Below are 17,387 nucleotides of genomic sequence, written 5' to 3' on the forward strand. Positions count from 1 at the left end.
CACGGAGCCGCCCTCGGGCTTGACCCGAGGGCCAGTCAACACGGGCCAGTGCATGTTGGAACTGGTCCTCGGGTCAAGCCCGAGGACGGCACCGATTGAGTGATGGCTGAGGAGCTCCCCAACCAATGCCGGCCGTCATCCCGGCCTTGTGCCGGGATCCATCCTGCTATCTCAAGATGGGCCCCGGCTTCCACCGGGGTGACATCGAGATCACTAAGGGCCTCGTGAGCCCTAAAGCCCGAAGATCGCGCCGGTGCGGCAGTTGCGGATGCGGTCGACCTTTGTGCCGTCCCAGTGGAAGTCGAAGTGGTCGGCTTGCACCGGGGGGGGAATGAGGTCGGGCCAGAAGATGCCGGCGCAGTCGCCGCCTGGGCAGCGGACGCTGCGATAGAGCACGCCATTGCTGCCCGCGCGGCGCAGGTCGCGGCCGAGAGCCTGCGCAGGGGCGTAGTTGTCGGGGTCGTGGATGGCGTCCTGGCCGCGCCCGTCATGCAAGTCGAGATCGAGCCGGTTGACCAGCATGCGGAATTGCGAGGTCCAGCCCGGCGCTTCGGCGCTGGCGCGCATGGCGCGGGCATGGTGGTGGGCAACCTCGCGGATGGCGACTTCTTCGCTGTTGCCGGCGCTGTAGACGCCATAGCTGCCATCGGTGAAACGGCCGGGGCGATCGCGGCTGACATGCACGAAGGGCGCCATCAGATAGCTGGCGCCCGGACCACTGACACGCCGATCAGGCGGCACCAGATCGAGCCGGCCAAGATGCTCCCAGAGCCGCGGATTGGTCTTCGATTCGGCAGAGGCCAGAGCCTCCCAATCGCGTGGATCGGCGATGTCCTCAAAGAGATCGATCGGCGGATGGATGGAGCGGATGAGGCGAAAGGCCTTTGGCCAGACGACCCGGACGACGGGAAGGGCCGTCACCAGCCGCCGCGCTCCGCATCGAGGTAGTGCCGCATCCGCGCCAGGGCGAAGATGCTGCCCTCGCTCATCAGGTCGACTGGCGTGCGGCCGCCCAAATCGGCATTGGGCTTTTTTACCCAGGAGTAGCCGCGCTCGGGTTCGGTGAAGAGATAGCGCAGGCCCTTGTGGATACCCATGAGCAGCGACAGGCGCGTGGCGAGGTCGCGGTCGATGCGACCGGTCTCGCCGGCCTTCCAACGGGCAAAGGTGCGGGCGGCAAGGCCACCCAGAATCTGGCGCGCCTCGGCGTCGCTCACCTGCCAGTGCTCGAACAACCTGATTACGGCGCGGGCCATTGCCGCCGCCTCGGCTTCGGTCAGCGCGGCCGTCTCGGGTATGGCTTCGGTGCGCGGCAATTCGTGCAGCACGGCAACTCTCCTTTTGGCAACAAATAGGACATTTTGTGCCAAATGGCAAGTGACGTGCCGGTATGGGTGGTTCAGTTTGCTTGTTCGGGAAGCGGGGCGCTGGCTATAAGAGACGCAAGTAGACCAACAGGCGGTGCGATATGCTCGTAGACGGCAAGATCTTTCTGGGTGCGAGCGACCGGCCGGAATACCTCAACCTCAAATATGCCAATCGCCACGGACTGATCACTGGCGCCACGGGTACTGGCAAGACGGTGAGCCTGCAGGTGCTCGCGGAAGGCTTCTCGGCGGCCGGCGTGCCGGTCTTTGCCGCCGACATCAAGGGCGACCTGTCGGGCGTGTCGAAGCTGGGCAAGGCTCAGGACTGGCAGACCAAGAGGGCCGAGGATATCGGCTTTGCCGATTACGCCGACGACGTCTTCCCGGTGATTTTCTGGGACCTGTTCGGCAAGCAGGGGCATCCGGTGCGGGCCACCATTTCCGAAATGGGGCCGGTGCTGCTGAGCCGCATTCTCGATCTCAACGACACCCAGGAGGGCGTGCTCAACATTGCCTTCCGCGTCGCCGACGAGGAAGGCCTCCTGCTGCTCGACCTCAAGGATCTGCGGGCACTGCTGGTCGATATCCAGGAGCGCGCCAAGGAAATCTCGGCGCGCTACGGCAATGTCACGACGGCCTCGATCGGCGCCATCCAGCGGGCGCTGCTGGTGCTCGACCAGCAGGGCGCAGATAACTTCTTCGGCGAGCGCGCGCTCGAGATTGCCGACCTGATGCGTACGGACAGCGACGGGCGCGGGGTGGTCTCGATCCTCGCGGCGGACCAGTTGATGCAGTCGCCGCGGCTCTACGCGACCTTCCTGCTCTGGCTGCTATCGGAATTGTTCGAAGTGCTGCCCGAGGTGGGCGATCCGGACAAGCCCAAACTAGTCTTCTTCTTCGACGAAGCGCATCTGCTGTTCGACGACGCGCCCAAGGCGCTGATCGACAAGGTCGAGCAGGTGGTGAAGCTGATCCGCTCCAAGGGCGTCGGCGTTTATTTCGTCACCCAGAACCCCATCGACATTCCCGAAAGCGTGCTGGCCCAGCTCTCCAATCGCGTCCAGCACGCGCTGCGCGCCTATACCCCACGCGAGCAGAAGGCAGTGCGGGTAGCGGCGGAGACGTTCCGGCCGAACCCGGCCTTTTCGACCGAAGAGGTGATCACCCAGCTCGGCATCGGCGAGGCGCTGGTCTCGGTGCTCGAGGACAAGGGCGTTCCTTCAATGGTCGGGCGCACCTTCATCCGTCCGCCCTCGGCTCAGGTGGGCCCAATCTCGCCGGCTGAGCGCGATGCGACGCTGGCCAATTCGCCGGTCGGCGGCCTCTACGACATCGTTCAGGACCGCGAGTCGGCCTATGAAATCCTGCAAAAGCGGGCGCGCGACAAGCAGCTCGCCGACGAACGGGCGCAGTATGAAAGCCTGCGCCAGGAAGAGGCCGACCGCCTCGCCAAGGAGCGGGAACGCGCCGATCGTGCGGCCGCCCCGCGCCGCAGCAGCCGGCAAACCCCGGCCGAGGCAGCCATCAATTCCATGGCCCGGACCTTTGGTCGCGAACTGGTGCGTGGCATTCTCGGCAGTCTCACAGGGAAACGCCGCTGATGGCCGCTCTTACGCAGGCAGTACCGACCGTCGCCATCTTCGCCTCGGACAAGGGGCCGGGCGATCCCGAACGCGCCAGCCTCATGGGTGAGGTCGGGCGGGTGTTCGCGCGCAAGGGCGCGCGCATGTTGTGCCTTGCCGAACAGGGCGTCATTCCGGTGCCGCTGGTGACCGCGGCACGCACCGCCGGGGGCCAGGTGGAAGTGGTTGCCGATGCCAGCATCGTCTTGCCGCAGGCCCTGAGCGAAGTGCCGATCACGGTGCTGCCCGAAGCTGCGGCGCGGCACGCATATCTCGCCGAGATGAGTGCCGCCTATGTGGCACTGCCCGGCTCGCTGGCCTCGGCCAATGCGCTGTTCGGCGCCTGGTCGACCGGCGCCGGCCGGCCGGTGGTGATGCTCAACCGGCACAAGGCTTTCGACGTGCTGCGCGGCTTCGCCGTCGATGTGTTGGCTGCCTCGGTGCCCAATTATGACCGCAACATCCAGTTCGCCGAGACGGTTGAGGATCTCTGGAACAAGGTCGTTTGGGTCAGCGAGCAGAGGCGGTAGGAGCGGACCATTCCCCCACCCTAGCTTCGCTACGGCCTGCGGCCAGCTCCGCTACCCTCCCCACAAGGGGGAGGGAGACGATGAACACTGGAGCTTTCACCTGCGCCTCCCTCCCCTTGATGGGGAGGGAATGAGGGTGGGGTGATTTCGCTGAGCCTTGCTAATTCAGCGGTCCCATGTCCGGGCGGCTGGCGCGGCGGTCGGGGAAGAGGGGCACGACGTTGTCGGTGTAGCGGCGGGCAGGATGCGGCTCGGGCTTGCGGGTCGGGACGCGGTTGCGCCGCTCCGGGCCGCGATAGCCGAAACCGAGGGCGCCCACGACGCTGCGATTGAGCAGGCGCGCCTGGACCCGTTGCAGCAGGTGGCGCGGCGACATGGGCTTGACCACGACTTCGTCGATACCGGCGCTGATGGCCTGCTGGCGCATGGGCGGGGTGATGGCGCGGGTGAGCGCAATCACCGGCAGGTCGCGTGACACAAGGCGGGGGTCGAGGCGAATGGCCTCGACCATTTCATAAGCGGGGCGGCCATCGCGGTCGAAATCCACCACCAGCATGTCGAGTGGGGCGATGCGCATATAGGCGAAGAGTTCGGCTTCGCTGTCGAAGGGGCGGACACGCAGGCGCGAATCGCCGGCCAGGACCATGCTCAGCAGAGCGCTGAGGGCCGGATTGGCGGCCAATATGGCGATGGTCTTGCCCGGAATGCTCACGAGTCACCCTTCTTGTCGTTAACGCTTCGTTAACACGCCTCAACGGGGGATTGAAGCGGGCGGTTCCGGTTCTCGAGGGAGAACGAGAAGAAAGTAAACCGGGTGGTCGGCGCCGCGTCACCGTGCCCGTTGCGCCGGGAGGCGGCACCTGCTTGATTGGCGCCATTCGAAGTGACGAAAGCGGGACCGTTGAGACCCCTCTACCTGATCCTTGGCCTCGCCTCGACCGCTGTCGGGATTGCCGGCGCCTTCCTGCCCCTGGTGCCGACGACGCCGCTGCTGATCCTGGCGACCTGGTTCTTCGCCAGGTCGTCGCCACGGCTGGAGCGCTGGCTGGTCGAGCATCCTAAATTCGGCCCGTTGCTGCGCGCCTGGCGCGAAGAGGGCGCCATTCCACGTCGCGCCAAGATTGCCGCACTGTGCGGCATCGCCGTGGGCGTGGTGTTCTTCTGGATCGGCGCCAAGCCCGGCTACTGGCTGTGGCTGGCTGGGGCGGCGGTGCTGGGCGGCAGTGCGGGCTATATCCTGTCGCGGCCGGATGGCTCGGGCCGGCAGGCGGCGGAGTAAAAGAAAACGGCGGGATTGCTCCCGCCGTTGTCGTTTCCAAGGGTCAGAGGCCGATCAGGCCGAGGCTTCATCGAACATGTGCTCGACATGTTCCCAGTTCACCAGGTTGTCGAACCAGGCTTCGAGATACTTGGGACGGGCATTGCGGTAGTCGATGTAATAGGAGTGCTCCCACACGTCGACGCCGAGCAGCGGATGGCCGCCATAGACCAGCGGCGACTCGCCATTGGCGGTCTTGGTGACTTCGAGCTTGCCGGTCTTCTGATTGAGCGACAGCCAGGCCCAGCCCGAACCGAACTGGGTGGTGCCGGCCTGGATGAAGTCGGCGCGGAACTTGTCGAAGCCGCCCAGATCCTCGTCGACCTTGGCCGCCAGCTTGCCCGGCAGCGACTTGCCGCCGCCATTGGGCTTCATCCAGTTCCAGAAGTGGACGTGGTTGTAGTGCTGGCCGGCATTGTTGAAGAGGCCCGCATTCTTGCCGAAGGCTTCCTTGACGATGTCTTCGAGCGGCAGGATTTCGAGGCCCGAGCCTTCAAGCAGCTTTTCGCCGTTGGTGACATAGGCCTGGTGATGCTTGTCGTGGTGGAATTCCAGCGTTTCGGCGGACATGTAGGGGCCGAGGGCATCATAGGCGTAGGGCAGGGGCGGCAGGGTGAACTTGGTGGACATGGTAGCCTCCGTTTCTGGAACTGTTTGACGCTGCGTCAAAATCGGAACTGGGGTGAAGGTATAGGCAAATTGCTGTGTCGCAACAATGTCGCCGGGGGAACTAACCGTCCAATCCGACTGACTTTATTGCAAAAGCATAGCACTGGGCGGTTTCCTTGAGGCGGTCGAAGCGGCCCGAGGCGCCGCCATGGCCCGCGCTCATATTGGTCTTGAGGTACAATGGGGCATCGCCGGCCTTGGTTGCCCGGAGCCTGGCCACCCACTTGGCCGGTTCCCAATAGGTGACGCGCGGATCGGTGAGGCCGGCAAGGGCGAAAATCGGCGGATAGGCCTGATCGCTGACCGCCTCGTAAGGGGCGTAGGCCGCGATGCGGGCATAGTCCTCGGGCGAGGTGATGGGATTGCCCCATTCGGGCCATTCGGGCGGGGTGAGCGGCAGGGTATCGTCGAGCATGGTGTTGAGCACGTCGACAAAAGGCACCTGGGCGACAATGCCGCCCCAGAGGTCCGGTCGGAGATTGGCAATGGCGCCCATCAGCATGCCGCCGGCCGACCCGCCCTGGGCGACGATCCTGCCGGGTTGGGTGTAGCCCTCGGCGATCAGCATTTCGGCGGCGGCGATGAAGTCGGTAAAGGTGTTGGCCTTGTGCTCGCGCCGGCCCTGCTTGTACCAGCGATAGCCCTTTTCCATGCCGCCGCGGATATGGGCGATGGCATAGACAAAGCCGCGGTCGACCAGCGACAGCACCGAGACCGAGAAGGCCGCGGGCATCGACATGCCATAGGCGCCGTAGCCATAGAGCAGGGTCGGGTTGGCGCCGTCGAGGGCGAGGCCCTTGCGGTAGAGCAGGGTGACCGGCACCTGCTCGCCATCCGCGGCGGTGGCAAAGAGGCGGCGGGTCTCGTAGTCGGCCGGGTCGTGGCCCGAGGGCACGTCCTGGGTCTTGAGCAGGGTGCGCTTGCCGGTACCGAGGTCGAAGTCGAACAGTTGCTGCGGCGTGGTCGGCGAGGAATAGGTGAGGCGGAATACCGCGGTGTCGAACTCGTAGCCGGTCGACATGCCCAGCGAGTAGGCTTCCTCGGCGAAGTTGACGGTCTCTTCCTGGCCGGTGCGCAGGTCGCGGGCGACGATGCGCGGCAGGCCGTCCTCGCGTTCGAGGCGGAGCATGTGGTTGGCGAGGAGAGACACGTCGAGGACGAGGACGCCCTCGCGGTGCGGCACGAGATCGACCCAGTTTTCGGCGCCGGGCGCGTCCGCGGCGACCGTGACGATCTTGTAGTCCTCGGCGCCATCGGCATTGGTGCGGATAAAGAGCTGCCCGCCGCGCTCATCGACTTCGTATTCACGGTCCACGAGGCGCGGAGCGACGAGACGCGGCTCGCCGCCCTTGTCGGCGTCGATCAGCCAGACTTCGCTGGTCTGGTGGTCATGCGCATCGATGATGATGAACTTGTCGGACAGCGTCTTGCCGACGCCGACGAAGAAGCCCGGGTCTTTTTCCTCGTAGATGATCGGGTCGCTGGCCTGGTCGGTGCCGAGGTCATGCCGCCGGATACGGTAAGGGCGGTGGTTGTCGTCGTATTCGGTGTAGTAGAGGGCGCTGGAGTCATTGGACCAGACATAGGAGCCGGCGGTCTCGCGGATGACGTCGTCGCTGTCCTTGCCGGTGGCAAGGTCGCGCAGGACGATGTCGTAATATTCCGAGCCGGCGCGGTCAGCGGCCCAGGCGAGGGTCCGGTGCGATGGATCGTGGCTGGCGCCGGCAAAGCCGAAATAGGTCTCGCCCGCTTCGACATTGCAATCGAGCAGCACGGTCTCCGCGCCACCATTGCGCGGGGTGCGAACGATCAGGGGATACTGCTTCCCCTCGAGCATGCGCGTATTGTAGGCCCAGTCGCCGTCGGGCAGGGGGACGCCGCTGTCGTCTTCCTTGATGCGGCCGCGAATCTCCTTGTAGATCGCGTCCTGAAGCTTGGCGGTCGGTTGGCCAAATTCGGCCTCGTAATAGTCGTTCTCGGCCTCGAGATAGACGCGGATATCGGCGGCCAGCGTCTCGGGCTTCTGCATCACCTCCTGCCAGTTGTCGGCGCGCAGCCACGCATAGGGATCCTCGCGGGTCACGTTGTGATGCGTGTAGCTGTGAGGGACGCGCTTGGCGACGGGCGGGGTGGACTTGGACATGATCTCTCCGCGGGAGGGGCGGCGGCAGCCGCCAAAGCAGGGTGCTAGAGCACATAGGCCGCCCGCCGCAGCATTGCCAGCCCCGGAAATGGTTGAAAACGCATGATAGTCACCGAACGCCCGGGCGGATGCCCTTGTCGCGGGGGGCTCAACGGGTAAGGTCCCCTATCCGTTTTGAATCGCCGACAGAGCGAGAGAGGAGTGGCAGGTTTGGGGCCGTCCCTTGACGCAGGTATAGGTCTTGCCGCGCTGGCGCCGTTTCTGGCCGCCATGCTGGCGCCTTTCATCCATCGCCTGGCCGGAGGCTTTGCCGGCTGGATCCTGGCCCTGGTGCCGGCGAGCATTTTCGTCCTACTGCTCGGATATGTCCCCACGGTGGTGGGCGGCGAAGTCATTGCCAGCGCCATCCCGTGGGTCCCGGCCTATGGCATCAACCTGTCTTTCCTGGTCGATGGGCTCAGCCTCATCTTCGCCTTGACCATTTCGGGCGTCGGCACGCTCATCATGCTCTATTCCGGCGCCTATCTCGCCGGGCATCCGCAGCAGGGCCGATTCCTCGCTTTCATGCTCGCCTTCATGGGGGCCATGCTCGGCCTGGTGCTGGCGGACAGCCTCGTCGTGCTGTTCGTGTTCTGGGAACTGACTTCGGTCACCTCCTTCCTGCTGATCGGGTTCGACCACACGCGGCAGGCGGCTCGGCGCGGGGCGATCCAGGCGTTGGTGATCACCAATATCGGCGGCATGTTCCTGCTGGCCGGCGCCATTCTCGTGCAGCAGTTGAGCGGCAGCTGGGAGATGAGCGCGGCGCGGGCCATGGGCGATGTGCTGCGCGAGAGCGGATTGTACCTGGTCGTGCTGATCTGCTTCCTTGGTGCCGCCTTCACCAAGTCGGCGCAGTTTCCGCTCCATTTCTGGCTGCCCAATGCCATGGAAGCGCCGACCCCAGTCTCGGCTTTCCTCCATTCGGCGACCATGGTGCAGGCGGGGGTCTACCTCCTCGCGCGCATGACCCCGTCGCTGGGGGGCACCGAAATCTGGACCAATGTGCTGGTCCTCTTCGGCGGCGTGACGCTGATCTGGGGTGCCCTCGGGGCGCTGAAGCAGACCGACCTCAAGCAGATCCTGGCGCAGACCACCATCGCCTCACTGGGTCTGCTGGTGCTGCTGATCGGGCTGGGAAGCGATGCCGCCATCGCGGCGATGGTGCTCTATTTCGTCGCCCATGCCTTCTACAAGGCGGGCCTCTTCATGGTCGCGGGGGCAATCGACCACGAGGCGGGCACGCGCGAAATCACCGTGCTGGGGGGCCTTGCGGACAAGATGCCGGTGACCTTTATCGGCGCCGCGCTGGCCGCTCTGTCGATGATCGGCCTACCGCTGACGGTTGGCTATTTCGCCAAGGAAGAAATGTATCTCGCCCTCTTCGGCGGCGAGTGGACCGCCTGGCTGGTGCTGGCCATCCTGGTAGCCGGCAATGCCATGCTGGCGGGCGTCGCCCTCATGGTGATGATCCGGCCCTTCCTCGGCGAAGCGAGGCCAACGCCCAAGAGCCCGCATGAGGCGCCAATCGCCATGCTGGCGGGCCCGATCCTCCTGGGTGCGGCCGGTGTGGTCGCGGGTATCCTGCCGGACTGGCTGGGGCACGATGTGCTTGTGCCGGGGGCTGGGGCGATCCTCGGGCGCGGGGTGGAAAGCCACCTGACTTTGGCCCTCGACCTTACTTCCCCGCTGCTCTGGCTTTCGGCGCTGACCTGGGCCCTGGCTATCCTCGTCTACCGGCAGGTCGACGCCATCCGCACGGTGCTGCGGCGCTTCGATACGGCTTTGGGCTGGACGGCCGACACCGTGTTCGATGCCGTCATGTTCGGGCTCATTCGCTTCTCGGGCGCCGTGACCCGTTTCCTTCACCACGGGCAGCTCGAATTCTATCTCGTCCTCGTGTTTGCGGCGCTTGCGCTGGCGCTGTTCGGGCCGATGCTAGCCTGGGGTGGGCTCGACTGGATCATGCCGACGGCCGAACTGGGCGATTGGAGCCAGCGCTTCAGCCTGCCGGCGCTCCAGTTCTACGAGTGGGGCATCATTGCGCTCGCGGTGCTCGGGCTGATTGCCGTGCTCGTCGCGCCGACGCGATTGGTGGCCATCTTGTCGCTGGGTGTGCAAGGAACGGCCGTAGCGTTGATCTTCCTGATGTTCGGGGCGCCGGACCTCGCCTTCACCCAGCTCATGGTGGAAATCCTCTCCGTCGTCATCCTGACCTTCGTGATGACGCGCCTGCGCCTCGACCAGCGCGACCACCGGCGCTTCGAGGATTGGGCCCGGGACGGGACGCTGGCGATCATCTGCGGCCTTGGCGTCAGCCTGATGCTGATGCTGGTGCTGAACGGGACCCTCGACACGCGCCTTTCCGAATTCTTCACCGCCACGAGCGTGCCGATCGCGCATGGGCACAACATCGTCAACGTCATCCTGGTCGACTATCGCGGCTTCGATACTTTGGGTGAGATTGCCGTGGTGATGGGCGCCGGCATGGCCGTCGTTACGCTGCTGCGCCGGCCCAAAAAGCCGCCCATGCCCGTCGCGCCCCCGGCGCCGCCGGTGCGCGTGCGCAGGCCCAGGAAGGTCGCGTCATGAACACGGTGATCTTCCGCACCCTAGCGCCGCTGATCGTCGCCATCATGCTGGTCTTCTCGATCTATGTCTGCCTGCGCGGCCATAACGAGCCGGGTGGCGGCTTCATCGGTGGGCTGATCGCCGCGGCGGCCATCGGCGTGTTCGGCATGGCCGAGGGCGTCGACAAGGTCCGTCGCGCATTGCGCGCCGATCCCCTGGCGATTGCCGGCTCCGGCCTTCTGCTGGCCGGGTTCTCGGGGCTGCTGAGCCTGTTCACGCAATCTCCCTTCATGACCAGCATCTGGCTCTATGTGCCATTGGGGGAGAGCGAGGTTCCGCTGTCGACGCCGCTCTTCTTCGACCTCGGCGTCTATCTCGTGGTCTTCGGTACGCTATCGGCCATCGCCCTCTCGCTCGAGAGCGACCGCGAGGAGGATCTCTGATGGACTATGTTCTGGCAGCCCTGGTTGGCCTCTTCATCGCCATTGGTGTCTACCTGCTGCTGTCGCGCTCGGTCATCCGCATGCTGATCGGCATGACCATTTTCGGCAATGGCGTGAACCTGCTTATTTTCACGGCCGGACGCGTGACGCAGGAAATCGCGCCCATCGTGCCGGCCGGACTGGACACACCCGATGGTCCGATCGCCAATCCGCTGCCGCAGGCGCTGATCCTGACGGCCATCGTCATCGGCTTTTCGATGTTTGCCTTCCTTCTGGTCCTGGCGTTCCGCGCTTATCAGAGCCTAGACGCCGACAATACAGACACCATGCGCCTGGCCGAGCCCGAAGGCTCGCCGCGGCCGCCGCTGAGCTACTGAGCCATGGAGGCAACTTCCACAGTGACCGACCTGTCGCAGGCCATGCTCGACTCGATGACCCAGGTGGCCGATTGGGTCATCGTCCTGCCCATCGTGCTGGCGCTGATGGGTGCGGCGGCCCTGCTGACCTTCCGGCGCAGCAATGGCGTGCCGTTGGTCGGCGCCATCATCGTCGTGCTCGGCATCATTGCCTGCGAAATCGTCCTGCTGCTCGATGTCATCGTCAACGGTCCGGCCAGCATGACCATCGGCAAATGGCTGCCGCCCTTCGGCATCAGCCTGACGGCCGACCTTTTCGGCGCGGCCTTTGCGCTTGCCGCGTCTGTAGTGACACTGTTCGTGCTGATCTATGCCGAAATCGACCGCGCCGGTGCCGATCGCAACGACGCGTTCCACGCCATGGTGCTGCTGCTGCTGGCCGGTGTTACAGGGGCCTTCCTCACCGGCGACCTCTTCAACCTCTATGTCTGGTTCGAAGTGATGCTGATCGCCTCGTTCGGGCTGATCGTGCAGGGTGGACGGCCGGTGCAGATCGACGGCGCCATCAAGTATGGCTTCCTCAATTTTCTCGCCACGACGCTGTTCCTGCTGTCCCTTGGGCTGCTTTACGGCCTGCTCGGTACGCTCAACATGGCCGACATCATGCGCGCCGCGCCCCTGGCCAACCCGACGGCCATGGCCGGTGTCGCGGCCTTGCTGCTGCTCGCCTTCGGGATGAAGGCCGCGGCCTTTCCGGTCAACGCCTGGCTGCCGGCCTCCTATCATACCCCGCCGGCGGCGGTGTCGGCCTTGTTCGCGGGCCTGCTGACCAAGGTGGGCGCCTATGCACTTTTGCGGGCGCTGGTCGCCCTTCTCCCGGCGAGCCGTGACCTGCTCGAGCCGGCCCTGGCGGTGATCGCCATGGCGACGCTGGTCATCGCCCCGCTGGGTGCCATTGCGGAAACAAACCTCCGGCGTTCCATTGGCTTCCTGGTGATCGGCGGCATCGGTGCGGTCATGGCCGGGCTCGCCACCCCATCGCTCAACGGCATTGCGGGCGCGGGTCTCTATATCTTCCACGCCATTCTGACCATGACGGCGCTCTACATGGTGGCCGGGCTGATCGAGAAACGGACCGGCTTTACCGACACGCGAATGATGGGCGGGCTTTATGCCGCCAGTGCGCCGATCTCGATCGTGTTCCTGGTGCTGATCCTCGCTGCCGCCGGCGTGCCGCCCTTCCTCGGTTTCTGGCCCAAGCTGCTGCTGCTCGAGGCCGGGCTGGCGGATGGTGCCGCCGGCTGGATGGGGACGGCCATTGTCGTCGCCCTGCTGATCAACGCCGTGCTGACGCTGATCGCCGGCACGCGTCTCTGGGCCCATATGTTCTGGCGGGCCGGGCCCATCGGGGAAGGGACCGGGCACATTGCCGCGACCCTCGTGGCGCTTGACGGGCGCGGGCGGTTGGCCTTCACCGTGACTGCGGCGCTGGTCGTCGGCATCGTGGCCATCGGGCTCTGGCCGGGCCCGCTCATGGATGGCATTGCCGTCGGCGCGGCCGACATTGCCGACCCGGCGCGCTACGTCGCCGCGACCGGGCTGGCGGGAGGTTCGCCATGAATCCGGTTTTTCTGATCATCGTGCTGGCCCTGATCTGGGCCGCCATTTCGGGCAATTTCTCCGGCCTCAATCTGCTGCTGGGCGCGCTGATCGGCGGCGTTGCGATCTGGCTGCTGCGAGACGCCTGGGCAGGGCCGCGGTCGACGCGCAAGATTCGGCGCGTCCTTTCCCTGGCGGCCCTGTTTTTGTACGAGCTTATGGCAAGCGCCGTCCGCGTCGCCATCGTCGTCATGCGGCCGGACCTCAAGTCGGCTTTGCGCCCTGCCATTATCGCGGTGCCGATCGCGCTCAAGTCGGACGCCGAGGTCACGCTCCTGGCCAACCTCATCACCCTCACGCCCGGCACGCTTACGGTCGATGTCTCCGCTGATCGCAGCGTGCTTTATGTGCATGTGCTGGACATGGGCGACCGTGAGGCCGTGATCTCCGACATCGCCAACGGTTTCGAGAAAAAGGTCAGGGAGGTCTTCGAATGACCGCCGAACTCTTCATCGACTGGGCCACTCTGATCGCCCTGGTGCTGCTCGGCCTGGCACTCGTGGCATCCATGGTGCGCATCGTCATTGGCCCGAGCCTCTCGGACCGGGTGCTGGCTCTCGATCTGCTGACGGTGGTGGCCATGGGCTTTATCGGTGCCATCGCGGTGCGGACCGGGCTCTGGCTGTATTTGGATATCGCCATTGCGCTGGCCCTGCTGGGTTTCCTCGCGACGGTCGCGCTGGCGCGCTATGTGCTGCTGCGAGGCCATGCCGATGGGGAGGTGGGCTGATGCTGACGGGCCTCGAATTGTATCTTGGAGGCGTGGTGCTGGTGCTGGGCGCCGCTTTCACGCTGCTGGCGGCTATCGGCGTCGTCCGTCTGCCTGACCTCTACACCCGCATGCATGCCGCGTCCAAGGCGGGTGCGGTGGGCGGCGGGCTGATTCTCGTCGCCGTAGCGGTGGTAAGCCAAGATGCCGCAGTCGCGACTCGAGCGATTATTGGCGTGGCATTTCTGTTGCTGACCACACCTGTTTCTGCACATCTATTGGCGCGGGCCAGTTATCTGTCCCGCTACAAGCCCGGCAGTCAAACTTTAATTGATGAACTCGCATCAAAGAACGGACAAAATCCTGCCACAGAGTGATTGCCTCCGCTGCATGTTGAGCTGCGGTGTCGGGGTTGCGTGCACCAATAAACGATCCTAATAACACGCAACGGCCACAACGGCCCCTGTTGCGGCCCAATAATAAAATGGAAGGTTGAAAAATGAACGACGATACCGGCGCGTTCGTAACTGCTGAGTCCGATCTTATCGAACTGAGCACCGAGATTGTCTCTGCTTACGTGAGCCACAATGCCGTCAGCCCGGGCGACCTGCCCAAGCTGATCGCCGAAGTGCATGGCGCGCTGCGTGCCCTGCAGACCAATGAAGTGCCCGCGCCCGTCGAAGAGCTGAAGCCCGCCGTGCCCGTGAAGAAGTCGGTGGCGAACGACTACATCATCTGTCTCGAAGACGGAAAGAAGTTCAAGTCGCTCAAGCGTCACCTGCGCACGCACTACAACCTGTCCCCCGAGGAATACCGCGAGAAGTGGGGCCTGCCGGCCGACTACCCGATGGTGGCCCCGAGCTACTCAGCCACGCGCTCCAAGCTGGCCAAGGACAATGGCCTGGGCCGTAAGGCCGACTAGCCTCCATCGCCGAGCGATACCGCAATGGCCGCCCCCGGGCGGCCATTTTTGTTGATCGCTGCTTATGCGCGAACACACTTATCCCCGTCGCTAGCTTTCCACCGAAAATAGGAATATCATCCTATTTGAGGTGGAGAGTTCCATGCATATGAAGTGCCAAAGGGTCCTCGAACCGGCGCACACGGCGGTCTTCCGGCCTACTACTGGCGACATTCATCGTGTCGTCGCTATGGTGTCGAGGCACAGTAAAGTACCACAGCCGTTGATTTTCAGCCGCTCGCGCTGCCGTATCGGTACGGCGCGGGCCCGCCAGCTCGCCATGTATCTTTCCCACGTCATCCTGGGCGAAACGCTGACCGCTATCGGCATCGCGTTTGGGCGCGATAGGACAACAGTCTCCTATGCCTGTGCTTTGATCGAGGACATGCGCGACGATCCGGACTTCGACGCGGAAGTGAGCGCCATCGAACTGGCGCTGCAGGGGGCGGGAGACTGACCATGGCGACGCCGTTGCCAGATGCCGTACGCCGCCTCGATGGCTTCCTGGCGCCCCACCACATCGAGGCCGCTAGCCGGCTCCTGAACCTTTTCGAACGCGCGAGCCTGCGTCAGCGCGTTACCATGAGCTACGATCCGGGGCGGGTGGGCGCGGCGCGCGGCAACGCGCAGGGCGAGCTTGCCGACAGCGCGGCGGACGCCCGCCGGCGCCTAGCGGGCCTCGCGAGTCGGCTTCCCGCCGACTGTTGGGGTCTATTGGCCGATATCTGCCTCTACGACAAAGGCCTGCAGCAGATCGAAGCCGAACGGGGTTGGCCGCGCCGAGCCGCCAAGCTGGTTCTGCGCATCGGCCTCGAGCAGAGCGCGATGCTCTTCGGGCTCGCTCCGGCGGCCGCCGGACGGGAGCGGGGTGCGGTGCAATCGTGGTTGCCCGAGCGCGTCCCGATGTTTGCAGCGACCGAGCAAAATTAACGATGTCGGCATTGGTAATGAACAGGCGCCGCGCTTCGGTGTTATGGAGACGTCCTAAGTTCCATGGTGCGGCCATGTCGTCCAAGATCAACGCCATCCAATCGCTCAGGGCCGGTGCCGCCATCCTGGTGCTGGTTTCGCACGCCCTGCTTTACCCACTGGTCGAGCAGTCACTGGCCTTTGGCCGACTGGGATGGCTGGGCGTTATCCTGTTCTTCGTGGTGTCTGGTTTCATCATGGTCGCGGTGACCGGCGAGGGGCGGTTCGAGGCGCGTAGTTTCCTCAGGCGCCGGCTGCTGCGGGTGGTGCCGCTCTACTGGGCCTTCACCCTGCTTGCGGCGCTGCTGGCGCTGCTGCTGCCGCACGTCTTCAAGACGACGGTATTCGACGGCCAGCAATTGCTGCTGTCGCTGGCTTTCATTCCCTTCTACAACCCGGCCAGCCACGGCCTGCACCCGCTCTACAAGCTGGGCTGGACGCTGAACTACGAGATGTTCTTCTATGTCAGCTTCGCACTGCTGGCCGTGCTCACGGCCCGCCGTCGCGTCATGGTACTGACATTGGCCTATTCGGCGCTCAGCCTTGCGGGGCTGCTGCTGCATCCCGAAAGCCCGATCCCGGCCTTTTACACAAGCTTCATGCCGCTGGCCTTCGTGGCGGGCGCCTGGCTGGGACTGGCCCATATCGAGGGACGGCTGCAGCGCCTCGCGACTTGGCCGGTGCTGCTGCTCGCCACCATCGGACTGGCGGGGCTCATCGAAGGCTTCTGGCTCGATCGCGGCGTTGTCGAGGACGCCAGCGCTTTCCTGGGGTTCCTCGCCTTTGCCTGCGCCGCAGTGGCCCTGTTCGTGGGGCTGGAACATCGCCTGCCGCGGGTTCGCCTGCTCGAGCAACTGGGTGACGCCTCGTATTCGATCTACCTTGTCCACATCTTCGCAGTGGGCGCCGTGGCCGGCGTGTTGCTCCGGCTGGTCGATGACGGCAACGGACTCGTGGTCGGCGGGGCAGTCGCCCTGGCAATTGCCGGCGGCCTCGTCCTGGGCTGGATGCTCTATACGCTGGTGGAAAAGCCGCTGATGTCGCGACTGCGGCGCTTCGCTTAAGCCAAGGCCGCCCGCGCCTCGTTACGGATGCGGTTGACCATGGCCACCAGGCCATTGGAGCGCTGCATGCCCAGATGCTCGCTGAGGCCGAGCTTGCGGAACCACTCTATGGCATCGGTCTCGGCGATCTCGGCAGCGGGACGGCCGGAATAAAGCGCGATCAGCACCGCCACCAGCCCTTTGGTGATGATGGCGTCGGATTGGCCACGGAAGGTCAGCACGGCGGGCCCGGCCGAGCGGTCGACACCCGATACCAGCCAGACATTGGACACGCAGCCCCGGACCTTGTTGTCGTCGGTCTTGTCGGCGTCGGCCATGGGTGGCAGCGCCTGGCCGAGCTCGATGAGGTAATTCAGGCGGTCCTCCCAATCATCCAGATAGGAAAGGTTGTCGGCAATGTCCTGGAAGGGCTGGTTCTGGCTCATGCGCCCTATCTAGGAGATCGGCGGCGGCATTGCCAGTACCCGGTGTGGCGCAAAAGAAAGCCGCAGATGCGGGGCAGCGCATCTGCGGCAGGGGCCAGGGGTCTATGGAGTAGCGTCGCTTGGGGAAGTGACACACCCCTGGAGTAAAATCTCGGGCGCCGGGGCCGGCGCCCGTCAGCCCGCGCGGTCCGGCCGAGGTCTGGGTAGCGGGACCTCTGTTGGCGCCGGCTCGACATGCATGGGGAGGCCGGCGTGCGGGGTGGCGTTGAGTGCTGCGGTGGCAAGCGCCTTGCCGCCCAGGCACTGAATGTCGGTACACTCGATGGCTTCAATCTGCTGGGCCACGAACTGGCTGCCGCGCGCCATGGCCTCGCGGGAGAGGTCGGCCGCCGAATCGCTCATGTCCGCGCCAACGCCCGGCCGGATGACCAGGAAGGCAAGAGTGAGCCAGAATGCGGAACGCAGCAGAAACATCATAAATCGGGTCCATCGCGGCGGGACTTTTCCCGTCCGATGTTGTGAGCCTAGAAGCCCCGGATTAA

At 64.9% G+C, this 17,387-nt stretch carries 21 protein-coding genes; 14 read left to right on the forward strand and 7 right to left on the reverse strand.

Annotated elements, in window-relative coordinates; genetic code table 11:
• Positions 1-231: 231 nt before the first annotated feature.
• Both JEQ47_RS10390 and JEQ47_RS10395 read right to left on the reverse strand, forming a co-directional pair.
• Positions 232-924 (reverse strand): RES family NAD+ phosphorylase, encoded by a 693-nt coding sequence (locus tag JEQ47_RS10390; RefSeq protein ID WP_198876852.1) that lies wholly within the window; start codon positions 922-924, stop codon positions 232-234.
• Complete coding sequence (locus JEQ47_RS10395) at positions 918-1,328, reverse strand: antitoxin Xre-like helix-turn-helix domain-containing protein (protein WP_328768761.1); 411 nt, start codon at positions 1,326-1,328, stop codon at positions 918-920. The genes JEQ47_RS10390 and JEQ47_RS10395 overlap by 7 nt, the downstream gene beginning before the upstream one ends.
• A 140-nt stretch (positions 1,329-1,468) precedes the next feature.
• On the opposite strand from JEQ47_RS10395, the gene JEQ47_RS10400 reads away from it, so the two are divergent.
• Positions 1,469-2,968 (forward strand): helicase HerA-like domain-containing protein, encoded by a 1,500-nt coding sequence (locus tag JEQ47_RS10400; RefSeq protein ID WP_198876330.1) that lies wholly within the window; start codon positions 1,469-1,471, stop codon positions 2,966-2,968.
• On the forward strand, positions 2,968-3,519 hold the full coding sequence (locus JEQ47_RS10405) for an LOG family protein (protein WP_198876331.1): 552 nt from the start codon (positions 2,968-2,970) through the stop codon (positions 3,517-3,519). Before JEQ47_RS10400 ends, JEQ47_RS10405 begins: the two co-directional genes overlap by 1 nt.
• A 160-nt stretch (positions 3,520-3,679) precedes the next feature.
• On the opposite strand, the gene JEQ47_RS10410 is transcribed toward JEQ47_RS10405, so the two are convergent.
• Complete coding sequence (locus JEQ47_RS10410; protein WP_198876332.1) at positions 3,680-4,231, reverse strand: response regulator; 552 nt, start codon at positions 4,229-4,231, stop codon at positions 3,680-3,682.
• Between the two features lie 189 nt (positions 4,232-4,420).
• On the opposite strand from JEQ47_RS10410, the gene JEQ47_RS10415 reads away from it, so the two are divergent.
• Positions 4,421-4,798 (forward strand): YbaN family protein, encoded by a 378-nt coding sequence (locus tag JEQ47_RS10415; RefSeq protein WP_198876333.1) that lies wholly within the window; start codon positions 4,421-4,423, stop codon positions 4,796-4,798.
• A gap of 54 nt (positions 4,799-4,852) precedes the next feature.
• On the opposite strand, the gene JEQ47_RS10420 is transcribed toward JEQ47_RS10415, so the two are convergent.
• Together JEQ47_RS10420 and JEQ47_RS10425 are read right to left on the reverse strand one after the other, a co-directional pair.
• Entirely contained in the window at positions 4,853-5,467 is a 615-nt protein-coding gene (locus tag JEQ47_RS10420) for a superoxide dismutase (protein WP_198876334.1), read from the reverse strand.
• A 100-nt stretch (positions 5,468-5,567) separates the two neighbouring features.
• Positions 5,568-7,649, reverse strand: a complete 2,082-nt coding sequence (locus JEQ47_RS10425; protein ID WP_198876335.1) for a S9 family peptidase — start codon at positions 7,647-7,649, stop codon at positions 5,568-5,570.
• Between the two features lie 210 nt (positions 7,650-7,859).
• Here JEQ47_RS10425 and JEQ47_RS10430 point away from each other — a divergent pair, with 210 nt between their 5' ends.
• From JEQ47_RS10430 to JEQ47_RS10480, 11 genes are all read left to right on the forward strand, one after another.
• The gene (locus JEQ47_RS10430) at positions 7,860-10,280 is read left to right on the forward strand and encodes a putative monovalent cation/H+ antiporter subunit A (RefSeq protein ID WP_236020777.1); all 2,421 of its coding nucleotides are present in this window, start codon (positions 7,860-7,862) and stop codon (positions 10,278-10,280) included.
• On the forward strand, positions 10,277-10,702 hold the full coding sequence (locus tag JEQ47_RS10435) for a Na(+)/H(+) antiporter subunit B (protein WP_198876336.1): 426 nt from the start codon (positions 10,277-10,279) through the stop codon (positions 10,700-10,702). Before JEQ47_RS10430 ends, JEQ47_RS10435 begins: the two co-directional genes overlap by 4 nt.
• On the forward strand, positions 10,702-11,079 hold the full coding sequence (locus JEQ47_RS10440) for a Na+/H+ antiporter subunit C (protein ID WP_198876337.1): 378 nt from the start codon (positions 10,702-10,704) through the stop codon (positions 11,077-11,079). Before JEQ47_RS10435 ends, JEQ47_RS10440 begins: the two co-directional genes overlap by 1 nt.
• Positions 11,080-11,100: 21 nt before the next feature.
• Positions 11,101-12,678 (forward strand): proton-conducting transporter transmembrane domain-containing protein, encoded by a 1,578-nt coding sequence (locus JEQ47_RS10445; protein ID WP_198876338.1) that lies wholly within the window; start codon positions 11,101-11,103, stop codon positions 12,676-12,678.
• The gene (locus JEQ47_RS10450; protein ID WP_198876339.1) at positions 12,675-13,154 is read left to right on the forward strand and encodes a Na+/H+ antiporter subunit E; all 480 of its coding nucleotides are present in this window, start codon (positions 12,675-12,677) and stop codon (positions 13,152-13,154) included. The genes JEQ47_RS10445 and JEQ47_RS10450 overlap by 4 nt, the downstream gene beginning before the upstream one ends.
• Positions 13,151-13,447, forward strand: coding sequence for a cation:proton antiporter (locus JEQ47_RS10455; RefSeq protein ID WP_198876340.1), 297 nt, complete (start codon positions 13,151-13,153; stop codon positions 13,445-13,447). The genes JEQ47_RS10450 and JEQ47_RS10455 overlap by 4 nt, the downstream gene beginning before the upstream one ends.
• Entirely contained in the window at positions 13,447-13,803 is a 357-nt protein-coding gene (mnhG, locus tag JEQ47_RS10460; RefSeq protein WP_198876341.1) for a monovalent cation/H(+) antiporter subunit G, read from the forward strand. Before JEQ47_RS10455 ends, mnhG begins: the two co-directional genes overlap by 1 nt.
• Positions 13,804-13,925: 122 nt before the next feature.
• Positions 13,926-14,348, forward strand: a complete 423-nt coding sequence (locus JEQ47_RS10465) for a Ros/MucR family transcriptional regulator (RefSeq protein WP_198876342.1) — start codon at positions 13,926-13,928, stop codon at positions 14,346-14,348.
• A gap of 148 nt (positions 14,349-14,496) precedes the next feature.
• Entirely contained in the window at positions 14,497-14,844 is a 348-nt protein-coding gene (locus JEQ47_RS10470; protein ID WP_268905755.1) for a helix-turn-helix domain-containing protein, read from the forward strand.
• Positions 14,845-14,846: 2 nt separating this feature from the next.
• Positions 14,847-15,317 (forward strand): DUF6456 domain-containing protein, encoded by a 471-nt coding sequence (locus JEQ47_RS10475; protein WP_198876343.1) that lies wholly within the window; start codon positions 14,847-14,849, stop codon positions 15,315-15,317.
• Positions 15,318-15,391: 74 nt separating this feature from the next.
• Complete coding sequence (locus tag JEQ47_RS10480; protein ID WP_198876344.1) at positions 15,392-16,420, forward strand: acyltransferase family protein; 1,029 nt, start codon at positions 15,392-15,394, stop codon at positions 16,418-16,420.
• Here JEQ47_RS10480 and JEQ47_RS10485 read toward each other — a convergent pair.
• Complete coding sequence (locus tag JEQ47_RS10485) at positions 16,417-16,845, reverse strand: SufE family protein (RefSeq protein WP_198876345.1); 429 nt, start codon at positions 16,843-16,845, stop codon at positions 16,417-16,419. The genes JEQ47_RS10480 and JEQ47_RS10485 overlap by 4 nt on opposite strands.
• 174 nt (positions 16,846-17,019) lie before the next feature.
• Complete coding sequence (locus JEQ47_RS10490; RefSeq protein ID WP_198876346.1) at positions 17,020-17,322, reverse strand: hypothetical protein; 303 nt, start codon at positions 17,320-17,322, stop codon at positions 17,020-17,022.
• Positions 17,323-17,387: the final 65 nt, after the last annotated feature.

The sequence above is a fragment of the Devosia sediminis genome, assembly GCF_016411825.1.
Lineage (GTDB): Bacteria > Pseudomonadota > Alphaproteobacteria > Rhizobiales > Devosiaceae > Devosia > Devosia sediminis.

What these genes read in the sequence shown, in the direction of transcription:
- JEQ47_RS10400 (WP_198876330.1), top strand. Translation starts at nt 1,469, where the DNA reads ATGCTCGTAGACGGCAAGATCTTTCTGGGTGCGAGCGACCGGCCGGAA.
- JEQ47_RS10405 (WP_198876331.1), top strand. Translation starts at nt 2,968, where the DNA reads ATGGCCGCTCTTACGCAGGCAGTACCGACCGTCGCCATCTTCGCCTCG.
- JEQ47_RS10420 (WP_198876334.1), bottom strand. Translation starts at nt 5,467, where the DNA reads ATGTCCACCAAGTTCACCCTGCCGCCCCTGCCCTACGCCTATGATGCC.
- JEQ47_RS10425 (WP_198876335.1), bottom strand. Translation starts at nt 7,649, where the DNA reads ATGTCCAAGTCCACCCCGCCCGTCGCCAAGCGCGTCCCTCACAGCTAC.
- JEQ47_RS10435 (WP_198876336.1), top strand. Translation starts at nt 10,277, where the DNA reads ATGAACACGGTGATCTTCCGCACCCTAGCGCCGCTGATCGTCGCCATC.
- JEQ47_RS10440 (WP_198876337.1), top strand. Translation starts at nt 10,702, where the DNA reads ATGGACTATGTTCTGGCAGCCCTGGTTGGCCTCTTCATCGCCATTGGT.
- JEQ47_RS10450 (WP_198876339.1), top strand. Translation starts at nt 12,675, where the DNA reads ATGAATCCGGTTTTTCTGATCATCGTGCTGGCCCTGATCTGGGCCGCC.
- JEQ47_RS10455 (WP_198876340.1), top strand. Translation starts at nt 13,151, where the DNA reads ATGACCGCCGAACTCTTCATCGACTGGGCCACTCTGATCGCCCTGGTG.
- mnhG (WP_198876341.1), top strand. Translation starts at nt 13,447, where the DNA reads ATGCTGACGGGCCTCGAATTGTATCTTGGAGGCGTGGTGCTGGTGCTG.
- JEQ47_RS10465 (WP_198876342.1), top strand. Translation starts at nt 13,926, where the DNA reads ATGAACGACGATACCGGCGCGTTCGTAACTGCTGAGTCCGATCTTATC.
- JEQ47_RS10470 (WP_268905755.1), top strand. Translation starts at nt 14,497, where the DNA reads ATGAAGTGCCAAAGGGTCCTCGAACCGGCGCACACGGCGGTCTTCCGG.
- JEQ47_RS10475 (WP_198876343.1), top strand. Translation starts at nt 14,847, where the DNA reads ATGGCGACGCCGTTGCCAGATGCCGTACGCCGCCTCGATGGCTTCCTG.
- JEQ47_RS10480 (WP_198876344.1), top strand. Translation starts at nt 15,392, where the DNA reads ATGTCGTCCAAGATCAACGCCATCCAATCGCTCAGGGCCGGTGCCGCC.
- JEQ47_RS10485 (WP_198876345.1), bottom strand. Translation starts at nt 16,845, where the DNA reads ATGAGCCAGAACCAGCCCTTCCAGGACATTGCCGACAACCTTTCCTAT.
- JEQ47_RS10490 (WP_198876346.1), bottom strand. Translation starts at nt 17,322, where the DNA reads ATGATGTTTCTGCTGCGTTCCGCATTCTGGCTCACTCTTGCCTTCCTG.